The sequence below is a fragment of the Aeromonas popoffii genome, from assembly GCF_000820025.1.
In the GTDB taxonomy this organism is placed as follows: Bacteria; Pseudomonadota; Gammaproteobacteria; order Enterobacterales; family Aeromonadaceae; genus Aeromonas; species Aeromonas popoffii.
Window position 1 is genome coordinate 198,623 of sequence record NZ_CDBI01000079.1, and the last position, 12,296, is coordinate 210,918.

12 protein-coding genes and 1 riboswitch are annotated in these 12,296 nt (G+C 58.7%); of the genes, 6 read left to right on the top strand and 6 right to left on the bottom strand.

The genetic code is table 11. The annotated features are described in order from the left end of the window. Positions 1 to 42 precede the first annotated feature (42 nt). Together BN1129_RS17630 and BN1129_RS17635 are read right to left on the bottom strand one after the other, a co-directional pair. A complete protein-coding gene (locus BN1129_RS17630; RefSeq protein ID WP_042038293.1) occupies positions 43 to 1,440 on the bottom strand; it encodes an alpha-amylase family protein in 1,398 nt (465 codons plus the stop codon). A 181-nt stretch (positions 1,441 to 1,621) separates the two neighbouring features. Continuing rightward, entirely contained in the window at positions 1,622 to 2,773 is a 1,152-nt protein-coding gene (locus tag BN1129_RS17635; RefSeq protein WP_042038294.1) for a M23 family metallopeptidase, read from the bottom strand. A gap of 473 nt (positions 2,774 to 3,246) precedes the next feature. On the opposite strand from BN1129_RS17635, the gene BN1129_RS17640 reads away from it, so the two are divergent. After that, positions 3,247 to 3,687 (top strand): GNAT family N-acetyltransferase, encoded by a 441-nt coding sequence (locus BN1129_RS17640; protein ID WP_042038295.1) that lies wholly within the window; start codon positions 3,247 to 3,249, stop codon positions 3,685 to 3,687. Between the two features lie 4 nt (positions 3,688 to 3,691). Here the strand turns inward: BN1129_RS17640 and BN1129_RS17645 are convergent, their stop codons facing one another. Next, on the bottom strand, positions 3,692 to 4,234 hold the full coding sequence (locus BN1129_RS17645) for a YceB family lipoprotein (protein WP_042038296.1): 543 nt from the start codon (positions 4,232 to 4,234) through the stop codon (positions 3,692 to 3,694). A 96-nt stretch (positions 4,235 to 4,330) separates the two neighbouring features. On the opposite strand from BN1129_RS17645, the gene cls reads away from it, so the two are divergent. Both cls and BN1129_RS17655 read left to right on the top strand, forming a co-directional pair. Continuing rightward, positions 4,331 to 5,812 (top strand): cardiolipin synthase, encoded by a 1,482-nt coding sequence (cls, locus tag BN1129_RS17650; RefSeq protein ID WP_042038298.1) that lies wholly within the window; start codon positions 4,331 to 4,333, stop codon positions 5,810 to 5,812. Positions 5,813 to 5,907: 95 nt separating this feature from the next. Further along, positions 5,908 to 7,170 (top strand): DUF945 family protein, encoded by a 1,263-nt coding sequence (locus BN1129_RS17655; RefSeq protein WP_042038300.1) that lies wholly within the window; start codon positions 5,908 to 5,910, stop codon positions 7,168 to 7,170. Positions 7,171 to 7,254: 84 nt separating this feature from the next. On the opposite strand, the gene purU is transcribed toward BN1129_RS17655, so the two are convergent. Then, on the bottom strand, positions 7,255 to 8,091 hold the full coding sequence (purU, locus tag BN1129_RS17660) for a formyltetrahydrofolate deformylase (RefSeq protein WP_042038302.1): 837 nt from the start codon (positions 8,089 to 8,091) through the stop codon (positions 7,255 to 7,257). A gap of 209 nt (positions 8,092 to 8,300) precedes the next feature. After that, positions 8,301 to 8,455, top strand: a riboswitch (FMN riboswitch). A gap of 105 nt (positions 8,456 to 8,560) precedes the next feature. On the opposite strand from purU, the gene ribB reads away from it, so the two are divergent. Next, complete coding sequence (ribB, locus tag BN1129_RS17665) at positions 8,561 to 9,214, top strand: 3,4-dihydroxy-2-butanone-4-phosphate synthase (protein ID WP_042038304.1); 654 nt, start codon at positions 8,561 to 8,563, stop codon at positions 9,212 to 9,214. Positions 9,215 to 9,439: 225 nt separating this feature from the next. Beyond that, complete coding sequence (locus BN1129_RS17670) at positions 9,440 to 9,682, top strand: Lpp/OprI family alanine-zipper lipoprotein (RefSeq protein WP_005334342.1); 243 nt, start codon at positions 9,440 to 9,442, stop codon at positions 9,680 to 9,682. 141 nt (positions 9,683 to 9,823) lie between these two features. Here BN1129_RS17670 and BN1129_RS17675 read toward each other — a convergent pair whose 3' ends face one another. Continuing rightward, positions 9,824 to 10,672, bottom strand: a complete 849-nt coding sequence (locus BN1129_RS17675) for a tetratricopeptide repeat protein (RefSeq protein WP_042038305.1) — start codon at positions 10,670 to 10,672, stop codon at positions 9,824 to 9,826. Next, positions 10,669 to 11,391: a 4'-phosphopantetheinyl transferase family protein gene (locus BN1129_RS17680; RefSeq protein WP_042038307.1), complete on the bottom strand. Its 723-nt coding sequence runs from the start codon at positions 11,389 to 11,391 to the stop codon at positions 10,669 to 10,671. The genes BN1129_RS17675 and BN1129_RS17680 overlap by 4 nt, the downstream gene beginning before the upstream one ends. Before the next feature lie 300 nt (positions 11,392 to 11,691). Here BN1129_RS17680 and BN1129_RS17685 point away from each other — a divergent pair, with 300 nt between their 5' ends. Further along, a complete protein-coding gene (locus tag BN1129_RS17685; protein WP_042038374.1) occupies positions 11,692 to 12,156 on the top strand; it encodes a C40 family peptidase in 465 nt (154 codons plus the stop codon). The last annotated feature ends 140 nt before the right edge of the window (positions 12,157 to 12,296 follow it).

A 12,296-nucleotide genomic window follows, 5' to 3' on the forward strand; every position in this document is an offset into this window, starting at 1 on the left:
AGAGGGGCCGCACGGTGGCGGCCCCGGTTTGATCTCTCTTTCTTATTCCTGCAGCCAGAGCCGGGCGCTGCGGGCAGGAATGGCGACCCGCACCCACTGGCTCTGCACATTGAGCAGCGCGTTCTGATCGAGCACGTCCCGGTAGTTGCGATACCAGTTCATCTCGAACTTGGCGGTATCGAGCCAGTACTCCTGCTCGTAGTCACATTTGTTAATGCCGACCAGCCCCAGCTTGCCGCGTTTGAACAGCACGAAGCAGTCGCCGCTGCCGATGAGCTGCATGGGCTGGCCCTGCACCGCATTGTGGAAGCGGATCATTCCCTTGAGATCTGCGCGTTGGTAATAATCTTGCCAGCGCAGCCCATCCTTGGCCTGGGTCTCGCCGTGATCGGAATAGACCAGCGGTGAGCCACCATCGCGGCCAAGCAGATAGGCATAGGCCAGCGTCTCGTCGGTCTGGTTGAGGATCTGGTAGCGAAAGCCATCGTTGGTGGGAATGTCGTGGGTGATGGTGAAGGTGATGGCCCGGTTGCCCGGCAGGGCCTGTCCGTAGGCCCCCGGATCCGCCAGCAGGTTCATGCTGCCGCCATAACCCAAGGCCCCGCGCAGGGAGTTAAACAGCAGGAAGTCATAGGCCCCCTGACCGCTGCTGTCGAGATAAGGTTTGAGGAAGCGTTCGTAATCCGTGCTGCCGGCGCCCCCCGACGTGACCACCTCGCCAAACACATGCACGCCCTGTTTTATCTCGGGGGTGAACACGGCGTTGATCTGGTAATTGCTCATGTGCTTGACCGCATCGACCCGAAAGCCCTTGATCCCCATCCCCTTGAGCGCCTTGAGATAGGCCTGCTGCTGGCTCACCACCCAGTTGTTGGGGTCGAGATCCGGCAGCCCCTTGTCACCGGCGCCACCGCACAGGCGCCAGTACTGGACGTGACCCGGATCGTGCCAGTCGGTGATGCAGCCTTCGGGGTGAAAATCCGATCCGGCCAGCAAGTTCTGCCCCAGATCACCAAACAGCCTCTGGCGCTCGAAGTAGGCCGGGTTAGCCGCATACTGGTCGAGCAGCGCGCTGCCGGGGTAGTTGAGATCGCTGCGCTTCCAGCTCTCGTTGGCCATGTGATTGAGCACTACGTCCGCATAGACGGCAATGCCCCGCGCCTGCATGGCGGCGATCAGTTGCTCGAGATCCTGCTTGTTGCCAAGGGGGGTGTCGATAAGGCGCAGATCCTGCGGTTGATAGCGTGCCCACCACTCGTTGCCGGATGATTTGAGGGGGGGCGAAATGAGCACCTGCTTGTAGCCGGCGGCCTTGATGAGATCGGCCTTGGCGGTGACGTCACTGTATTTCCAGTTGAAGGCGTGCAGTATGACGTCGGCTTGCGCCAGCGGGGCGATCAGCATGCCTGCGATCACCCAGATTCCCGCGATTTTTTTCATTATTGTCAGTCCTTGTTTGGGTGCCCATATGGGCACCCATAGCCTCACACTGGTCTGGCTGGCCGGCAATCTCATTTTGGCTGTTTTGTGAGCACTTTCAAAGGGGCATATGCGGATCTGTGACGGCTTGCATGAAACCGCCGAGCCCTGTCATGAGCGACTTACCCAGGATGTAATCGGCTCAGTCGAGGCCATTGTTGTAGAGCGGCTGCCAGGCACAGAAACGCTGGCCGTTGCGGCTGTTTTGCAGCCAGAAACGGTTGCAGTTGTCGTCGTAGTTGCTGGTGCCGACGTTGACCGCATAGCTGCTCAGACGCTGCCCCTGCAGGGACTGGAACACCCCGTTGTAGAGCAGGGAGAAATGCAGGTGCGGGCCCGTGGAGGAGCCGCCCTCGCACAGGGCTTCGTTGCGATTGCTGGCATAGGTGCCGATAGGGGTGTCGGCGGCCACGTAGTCACCGCTGCGAACCGAGATGCCGCTCATGTGGTAATAGTTGGTGGCCCAGCCATTGGGGGCCGTGATCCGCACCTGGCAGCGGGAGAAGACGGTGACGGTCCCGCCGTTGGCCGCGGTGACCGTATAGGTGGCGCTGCCCCACCCCGGCCAGTCGTAGGAGACATCGATGGAGGAGTAGGGAGAGCCCGAGCCGGTATGGGAGTGGGCGCCGTTCACCTGCCAGCTGTAACCCTGGCGCCAGGGCAGCTGGAACTGGCCACCGGCCAGCCGGTCCGACGGTGTGACCGTCTGCGCTCTGGGCGAGATCATGGCCTCCTTGCCAAACAGGGTCTGCCACTGCTCGCTCAACTGCTGCCGCTCGTGGGGGGCAAGCAGGCTGGCCAGAGCGGCCTGGTGCGCGGCGAGCGGGGACAGCGCGGGGGCATTGCGCAACTGGGCCAGGGCCTGATAAAAGCGCGCAGAGAGCTGGCGCGCCATCTGCTCGAACTGGTTATCGAATCCCCGGGCCTTGACCAGCCGGGCGAACGGGGCCGCCATGGCTTGTTCCGAGGGGGCCGAGATGAGCTGGCTGCTCGCCTCCATCAGGGCCAGCAGCAGTTGGGGGTTGAGGCTGGTGATGCCGATCCAGTGCAGGATCACCTCCTCCTTGGGCAGCAGGTGAGGCGCCTGTTGCAGCAGGAAGTCGTGCAGATCGAATGCCATGGCTGCCTCGCCAAACACGAAGTGGGCCTCGTCCAGTGGCACTGTGACAGCGTCAGTGGCGCTGAGCTGCTGTCGGGTGAAGTGGTAGGGAGCAAGCGGGGTGTGGATGTCGCCGGCCCAGCTGGCGGTAGGGAGCAAGGCCAGCATCAGCAGTGAAGGAATGGGTCTGAACATGGTATCTCCTTGGCAAGGGGGTGAGGTGTCAGCGTGGGAGTGATCCCACTCAGGCAACGACAGCGCGACGCTATGCCAAGGTTTCACCATAGGGTGACAGGTCAGAATTGCTACTCGAATGAGGCTTTTGTTGCAGTGAATGATCAGTGTTAATTGTTAACAAATGTTTACAAAAATATTTTATGATACTCAATCGGCGCTATTTGATGTTCGAGCAAGGCCTTGCCGTAAAATCGGGCGGTTCGCGCAAGCAGTGCCCGTGCGGGGGATAGCGTGATAGGCTTGCCCCCGACTTCCTGCGGCCAGCCGCCTGTTGAAAAGTGCGCAAGCCGGGTTGTTATTGGCTGTTTTGTTATTAAATGGCGTGATATCTTGCCGGTTAATCTGGTCGGATCTCTCTCCGAACTGCAACTGAATATTGAGGACTGGGCCGAGTGTCCAAGGATGGAACGGGTGTGATAAGCAAGCGGGCGATGGCGATCACGTTTGAAGAGTACTGTGATGCGGATCTTTCCCTAATCAGGGACTACTACGAAACCACTTTCTCCCATTACGTGCCGGATCTGGCCGAGCGTATCTTCGTGGTGCGCGACGCTAACTGGCTGGTGGGCGTCGTGCGTCTGCGCGACGAAGAGGATTACTACCACCTGTGCGGCTTTCGCTTGCTGCCCCATTACCAGTCGTTGGGACTGGGCTCCCGTCTGTTGCAGCACGCCTGCAACGATCTGCTGGACAAGCCGGTGGTGTGCCAGGCATTGCCGTTCGAGAAGCCGTTTTACCTCAAGGCCGGTTTTACCGACCTACCCCTGCACGAGCTGGATGGCCCGCTCTTCTCCCTCTATGACCAGCAGCGCGAACAGGGTTACCAGATCGAGCTGCTGGTGCGTCAGGCCCAGGCCCCCGCCTACAACTAAAGGCTCATTTGGGGTTGGTTAGCAGGTGAATTTTGCCTGGTGACAGCTCAATCCCCAGCAGATTCTCTTTCAACCAGGCCTGGTTCGTGTCCTTGTCGTTGAGGCGATAGACAGGTTGGGTCTCCAGCCGTTTCTCCATGCTCTGCAGCAGCATGCCCAGCATGAAGCCGAACTTCTGCTGCGCCGCCTCCGGTTCCAGCTTGTACTCAATCAACTTCATGTTGTCGAGGAAGAGTGCGCTCTGGGCCTTGTCATAGCGCGGCCTGGCCTCGTAGGTCATGTTCAGGCGCGCGTCGTATTCGGTCTGATCCGGCAGGGTGATTTTCAGCTTGCCCTTGCCATAGACACGGGCGGTATCCGGGCTCTGGCGCCCAATCTGGACGTCGCTCTGCTCGAGCTGCACATGGGCCTTGATGATACCGGGCAGCTCCAGCTGTTTGTTCACTTGTACCTGGGATTGCAGGTACTGGTTTATCTGTTGCTCATTGATGTCATATGAGCCTTGGCCTAGCATGGCCAGACTCAGCAGCATAGATTGCAGGATCATGCTAACGACCTGATAGAATGGGTGTGTTTTACAGCATACCATCCTGGCCCCGTGGGATCTGCCCACCGCGGCCACTCTGGTGTACAAGGAGTTCTCTTGATCAATGGCTTGGAGCACGACATCCAGCTGCTGTTTTCCCAGTTCCTCGGCGGGTTGCTGCTGCTATTTCACACCGTGATTGTGGCGGGGGTTTCCCTGCGGGTGGTGATGAAACGGCGCCCCATCGGCGTCTCGCTGGCCTGGCTGGCGCTTATCTATGCCATCCCGTTTGCCGGGGTCGGTTTCTACGTGCTGTTTGGCGAGATCCGTCTTGGCCGCCGCCGCGCCGAACGGGCTCAGGCCATGTACCGCCCTTACGCCATCTGGATCCGCCAGCTGGCCCGCCTCTTCCCCCAACACTGCTGCGAGGTGGGCAGCAAGGCCCAACCGCTGCACGATCTGATCCAGAGCAGGCTGTCGATGCCCATGCTCTCCGGCAACCGGATGACGCTGCTGAGCAAGCCGGAATCCATTTTGTGCGAGATAGTGCGCGACATCCGTCAATCCTCCCAGTCCTGCTATCTGGAGTTCTACATCTGGCACCCGGGTGGCGATGTTGACGAAGTGTGCGAGGCGCTGATGGAAGTGGCGGCGCGCGGCGTGGATTGTCGTCTGCTGCTCGATTCCATGGGCAGCAAGGCCTTCTTCCGCTCGCCCTGGCCGAAGAAGTTGCGCAAGGCGGGAGTCAAGCTGGTGGAGGCGCTGCCGGTCGGCGCCTGGCGCATCCCGTTCCAGCGCCAGGATCTGCGCATGCACCGCAAGCTGGTGGTGATCGACGACAGAGTGAGTTACACCGGTTCCATGAACATGGTGGATCCCCGCTTCTTCAAGCAGAACGCCGGGGTCGGCCAGTGGGTAGACATCATGATCCGGGTGCAGGGGCCCATGGTGCCGCTGATGTGGTCCATCTTCGTCTGGGACTGGGAGATGGAGACCGGCGAGCGGCTGCTCGACAGCCTGCAGCACGAGCCCGAGGCCTGGCCCCAGAGCAACTACCGGGCCCAGCTCATTCCGTCAGGTCCCTTCGTCGGCGGCGACTGCATCCAGCAGAGCCTGCTGCTGGCCATCTATCAGGCCCGTCACCATCTGGTGCTGACCACCCCCTATTTCGTGCCGGACGATCCGCTGGCGGCGGCGCTCTCCTCGGCGGCGGCGCGCGGGGTGAAGGTGCAACTGGTGTTGCCGGCGCGCAACGACTCCCTGATGGCCAATCATGCCTGCAACGCCTTCATGGAAGAGCTGCTGGAGGCCGGGGTCGAGGTCTACCGCTACGATGCCGGGCTGCTACACACCAAGAGCGTGCTGGTGGATGACGACTTCGCCCTGGTGGGCACAGTGAATCTGGATAGGCGTAGCCTCTGGCTCAACTTCGAGGTGACCCTGCTCATCGACAACCCGGTTTTTGTCGCCGAGATGACCCAGCTGGTACAGGGCTACATGATAGAGGCGACCCCCATGTCGCTGGCCAAGTGGCGCGCCCGCCCCTGGTACAAGAAGGTGATGGAGAACATCTTTTATCTGTTCAGTCCCTTGCTGTGACAGCACATATTTGCGGCCGAGGCCGAATTGGACTTGCCTAGCCCCGATATGGCCCCGTAGAGTGCGGCAATGAGCCTTTGGAGAATCATATAAAGATGAAGAAGCGAGTAGCGCTGGCCGTCGGTGCGGCCCTGGTAGTCGGTGGATTGGGTGCCTGCTGGTACACGGGCAATACGTTCGATCGCATCATGGCCGAGCAGATTGCCAAGGTGAAGCAGGAGAGCGGCATCGAGCTGACCTGGCTGCCCGGCGCCAGCAACCTGTTCACCCGCGATGGCGTGCTGAAGGTGGTGGTCACGCCGGAGACCCTGGCCCACCTGGATGGTCAGCTGGAAGGGAGCGAGCCGGTCGGGGCGCAGTTCATCGTCAACAGCCGTATCCTGCCGCTCTATATCAAGAGCCACATGTTGCTTGATACCACACAGGGCTCGCTGGCCCCGGTGTTCAGCTCGCTCAAGCTGGAGCAGTGGCAATTTGGCATAGAGTCGGTCAGTAGCCTGTGGACCGCCAGCAACAGCAGTCGCTTCTGGGCCAACGAATTCAAGGTCAAGCAGGGGCTCGACGAGTTCAGTTTCCTGCCCATGAAGGGCGACTACCACGGTGATTTGGAAGGCAATGGTCACGTCACCTTCCACTGGCAGGGCATGACGCTGCACGAAGAGCAGAGCAAGATGGACATGGTGCTGGCCGAGCTTAAGGGCAGTGCCGACATGGCCGAAATCAGCGGCATCTGGCTCTCTCCCCGCAGTAACATGTCTCTCTCCGCGCTGTCGGTGCAACTGCCTGACAGCGTCAAGGTGTCACTGCAGGGGCTGACCACGGAAACCCAGCTGGCAGGGGACGATGCCCAGACCCTCTCCAGCAGCTATCGGGTGAAGCTGAACACCCTCAATCTGGAGAACGAGACCGACAACCTGGCGCTGACCCAGAGCAAGCTGGCCCTGAATCTCAAAGGACTGGATCTGGAAGGCTATCAGGCGCTGCAGGCCGTGAGCGGCCAAGGGGTGGAAGATCAAGCCATTCAGCAGGCGCTGGACAAGTTGCTCAAGCGCGGCGCGACTCTGGAGCTGGTGGAGTTGGGCGCTCAGCTCAACGGCGAGCCCGTCGCCATGAAGGGGGACGTCACGCTGGCGGCCACCTCGCTGGAGCAGCTGTTCAACAGTGAAGAGGGGATGCATGCCCTGTCCGGTCTGCTGCATGCCAACCTCAGCGGCAAGCTGGGCAAGGCGGTACCGCAACTGGCTCCCATGCTGGAACAGCTTACTGCCATGGGCTATCTCAAGGCGGACAACGCCCAGCTGACTGCCGAGCTGAAGCTCGACAAGGGTGTCATGACCATCAATGGTCTGCCGCTGTAAGCCGAGTGCAAGAAAAGGCAGTGCAGAAACAACAAAGGCTCCCGCAGGAGCCTTTGTTGTTTCTGGCGTGGTGCCAGAGGTGGGTTACTTGAACACCACCGTCTTGTTGCCGTAGACGAACACCCGCTCGTTGAGCACCAGCTCCAGTGCGCGGCTCAGCACGGATTTCTCCACGTCGCGACCGGCCTTGGCCATGTCGTCGGCACTGAAGGCGTGGCCGACATGGATCACGTCCTGCTCGACGATGGGGCCCTCATCCAGATCGTCAGTGACGAAGTGGGCGGTGGCGCCGATCAGCTTGACTCCGCGCTCGAACGCCTGGCGGTAAGGGCGGGCACCGATGAAAGCCGGCAGGAAGGAGTGATGGATGTTGAGGATCTTGCGCGGATAGGCCTCGACGAAGCTCGGCGTCAGCACCCGCATGTACTTGGCCAGGATCACGTAGTCGGGCTGATAGCCGTCGATGATGGCGCGTACTTGCTCTTCGTGCTCGGTGCGGCTCAGATCCTCGTGGCTGACGGTGTGGAACGGGATGTCGAACTTGCCGGTCAGTTCGGCGAGGGTATCGTAGTTGCCGATCACCGCCACTATGTCCATGTCCAGTGCACCGGCGTAGTTCTTCATCAGAATATCGCCGAGGCAGTGAGTCTCTTTGGTCACCAGGATGACGATGCGCTTCTTGCCCGCCTTGACCAGGCGGCGCTGAGCACCGGTGGGCAGGGCATCATCCAGATCCGCCAGCAGGGTTTCGTCGTTGAAACGCCCCTCCAGCTCGGTGCGCATGAAGAAGCGGCCGTTTTCGTTATCCACGAACTCGTCGTTCTTGTTGATGTTGAGCTGGTGCTTATAGCAGATGTTGGTGATCTTTGCGATGAGGCCCTTGGCGTCCGGACAGTCCGTCAGCAGTATTTTCTTTTCCATCTCTGTCATGATTCCGTTTGTGGTATTGGCGCCTGAGTCTGCGCAGGCTGCGCGTTTTTTCAGGCACTATGCCATAAACAAAATCAGAAAAGACAGTGCGCCGTGCGTGCGTGAGCCAAGTCGTTGGCTGTGGGTGTTGGTCGGGTCCACATTCATTCTTGATGGGTTTTGGGCTGGTATCCGGCGTTTTTTTTCTTTAGGCTATCTGCGCTTATTCTCAGGGCGGGGTGAAATTCCCCACCGGCGGTATCCCGATCTGACTCGGGGAGCCCGCGAGCGCCCGACCTTGTAACCAGGGTCGGGGTCAGCAGATCCGGTGAGATGCCGGAGCCGACGGTCATAGTCCGGATGAAAGAGGATAAGACAGATATTGCAGGCATGGCCCCGTTGGGCTGGCCGCTGCATACCTATCTCTGTCTGCCTTTCCATGCCCTGATTCTGGTCCTTGTCTTGTTTTAGGAGTCTTACCATGAATCAGTCTCTACTCAGTGAATTTGGTGATCCCCTTGCTCGCGTCGAAGCGGCGTTGGCGGCTCTGCGGGCCGGTCGTGGCGTATTGGTAGCCGACGATGAAGATCGGGAGAACGAAGGCGACCTCATCTTCGCCGCCCAATCCATGACCAATGAACAGATGGCCATGATGATCCGGGAGTGCTCCGGCATTGTCTGCCTCTGTCTGACCGACGAGCGCGTTCGTCAGCTTGAGTTGCCCATGATGGTGGAGGCGAACTCCAGCCACTATCAGACCGCCTTCACCGTCACCATAGAGGCTGCACAAGGGGTGACCACGGGCGTCTCTGCGGCCGATCGCGTCACTACCATTCGTGCGGCTATCGCCGATGGTGCCAAACCGTCCGATCTGCATTGCCCTGGCCATGTCTTCCCACTGCGGGCTCGTACCGGTGGTGTACTGACACGCCGTGGTCATACCGAAGCCACGGTTGACCTGATGCAGCTGGCCGGCCTCAAACCCTTTGGGGTCTTGTGTGAACTGACCAAGGAAGATGGGTCCATGGCTCGTCTGCCAGACCTGGTTGCTTTCGGTCGCCTGCATCAGATGCCTGTGCTGACCATCGAAGATCTGGTGCAATATCGTCAATTGTTGTCAGAACGTTCAGCTTGAGCCTCATACGAAATTGTAATAAGCCCAAAATTTGGTTACGCTTTGTGCGAACCTCATCCAGAGGCACTCATTTTTGCTTAAAGTTTGCGCATAAAGTGTGCGGCTAAAAAAAAATGAGGGTTTTAATGCATTTATCTGTGATGGGGCCTATCCAAAGTATGATTCTTTTGTGCCATAATCACGCCGCTTGCTAAACGTCTGGCGAGTTAAAGGGAGCTTTTAAAAATGAAAAAATTGTTGTTGGTAGGTGTTGTTGGTCTGTCCGCTCTGCTGGGCGGTTGTGCAAACACCAGCGAACTGGAAACCTCCGTTCAGAATCTGTCTAACAAAGTTGACCAACTGGCTCAAGATGTTAGCGCAGTTCGTGCTGATCAATCCAAGATCGCTGCTGATGTTGCAGAAGCCAAGCAAGAAGCTATGCGTGCTAACCAGCGCATCGACAACATGGCTACTTCCTACAAGAAGTAATCCATGCGAAAAAATGGCGCATTTATGCGCCATTTTTTTTGCCTGAAATTCGTCAATTCCCCGCATTGAGTCACAACTTTCTAGCCTTGCCAAGGCAATGCCGATCCCTCGGCATCCCCCCGTTTTTCATCATGTGATCATTCAGTAGAGCAGGCTGTAGAGCTTGCGACGGTAGTTCTGTGCCGCCGGATGGGCGCCCATGGTGGTCAGAATGTCGAGATAGGTCTTCTTGGCATCGCCAAAAGCCAGGTCGTGCTTGAGGATGGTGAACAGTAAGGTCAGTGCCTCTTCCTGTCGACCCGCCTGGTTGTATTGCACCGCCAGCTCCTGGGTCAGGGGGAAATTGTCAGGATCCTGCTCGTAACGTGCCTCCAGTGCCCGCAGTTCCGGGCTGTCTGCGGCCTGCAGTGCCAGCGCCAGTCGGGAGCTCAGAGTCTGATAGTGGTCATCCTGCGCGATCATGGGGATCTTGCCGAGTCGCTCCTGCGCTTCGTCTAGCAGATTGAGATCCAGCGCCGCCTGAATGAGCCACAGGCTGATGTCGTGGCGCTCTGGGGCCAGCTGGTGAGCCTTGGTGAGATGGGCATAGGCCACATCCGCCTGACCGTCAGCCAGAGCCTGCTGCGCCTGCTCGAACAGCAGTTCCTCCTCCTTGGGAGCGAAGGCGGCAAAATAGTGGCGCAGGGTTGCTTCGTCCTGCGGCCCTTCCAGAATAGCCTGCTCGTCCGGGCGACCCTGATGGAAGAGTACCAGTGCAGGCAGGGCACGCAGACCAAGCTGGCTGGCCAGCGGTTGCAGCTGCGGATCGTTCATGTCGACCCTGGCCAGGGTCACCTGGGGGTTGGCCGGGCCAACCAGTGACTCCACCAGCGTGGTCATGCCCTGGCACTCGGGCATTTGGGGGGCGTGGAAATAGATGACGACCGGCTTTTTCATGGAAGCATCGATCAGTGCGGCTTGGAAGTTCTGGGGATTGATGTCGACGATCATGAGGCTGTCTCTTGGAAAATGGTGTGAGTTAACATGGGGTTGATAGGGGCGGATTTCAAGTTGTCGTCCAGCAGCCAGCCGTTGACGGCCAGGGTCGGGGCGGCGAGGCTGAGCCAGCCGCCGCCAAGGGGCCAATCCTGTACCTGGTAATCGTGTTCATCGAGCCTGTTATCGAGCCGCCACTCCTGCTGCGGCACAAAGCATATCTTGTCGAGCCCGGCGGCAATGCCGGCACCATGGGCCTTCAACACCGCCTCCTTGCGTGACCAGAGCCGATAGAAGGCGCTTTCCTGTTCTTCAGCCGGCAGGGCGGCGAGCCACTCGTACTCGCTGGTTGCATAGAAGCGTCTGGCCAGTGGCAGGGTTTGGCGGCGACGCTGGCCCAACTCTACATCTACCCCAAGTGGCCCCTTGGCACAGAGTGCGATCACCAGCCAGTCGCCACTGTGGCTGAGGTTGAACTGCCAGCGCTGGTCGCTCAGCTCGGGTTTGCCGTGGGGGTTGGTGCAAAACAGCAGCTCGCTGGCCTGGCACTGCAGGCGATCGGCCAGCAGCCACCTGAGCAGCACTCGGCTGACCAGGAACTCCTGGCGGCGTCCTTGGTGGTGGATCCCCTGCCACTGTTGCCGCTCTATCGGGGAGAGTGCGTCCGGCAGCAGAGCCAACTGGTCGACGCTGACATTTGCCGGTTTTAACAAGTAGAGATCCACAGCGATCATAATTTTTCACTTTAAAAGAGGGACGAAACAGCGATAAGAGTCAGTTTAATCGAGCAAGGACGGTCGCTTTCGATATTGTATATTGTTTGGGCATGCTCACATTAATCACGGTAAATAATGCATTTACTTGCAAAAATGTGATCTCGATTGGGATTTTCGCTTGCCTCAATAGGATTCTTGGATATAGTCAAGTGCTGTTGCCTTATAAATTGCCCTTTGGGGCCGTATTTTAACAAGTTTTACTATTTTTGCGGGGATAAAGGATTGCGCCACCTGATACTGCTGCTGGTCGCGCTCGGAATGGTGGGTTGTGCTTCGGCACCCCAGCCCGAGGTCGCGAGCAAGATTGAAGTTTCCATGATGGAACCCATTATTGAACCGGAAGCTTCGCAAACACCCGATGTGAATGAAATCCTGACAGTATATAAAGAGTGGCGTGGTGTGCCTTACCGTATGGGGGGCAGCAGCCAGCGAGGCATAGATTGCTCCGCCTTTGCCCGTGAAGTGTTCCGCAATGCCGTCGGTGTCGAATTACCCCGTGACACTCGCTCCCAAGTCCATGAAGGGACTCGTGTTTCCAAGCAAGATCTGGTCGAAGGGGACTTGGTGTTCTTCAAGATCAATCGTCGTCTCAATCATGTCGGTATCTACGTAGGCAATGGTGAATTCATCCACGCCTCGACCCGTGCCGGAGTGACGCGCTCCAAGCTGAATAGCTCCTATTGGCGCAGCAAGTTCTGGCAAGCACGCCGGATCGACATCTGAGTCAGGCTGGACAAGCGGCTCGCAGTACGGACTGTTTTTCCAACCTCACTTGAACCGGGCACCTGAAGCCCGGTTTTTTGTGGCTGTGATTTAGACTTTCCGGGGCCAAATCACTATAGTGTGGGCCCGTTTTCCCTCGG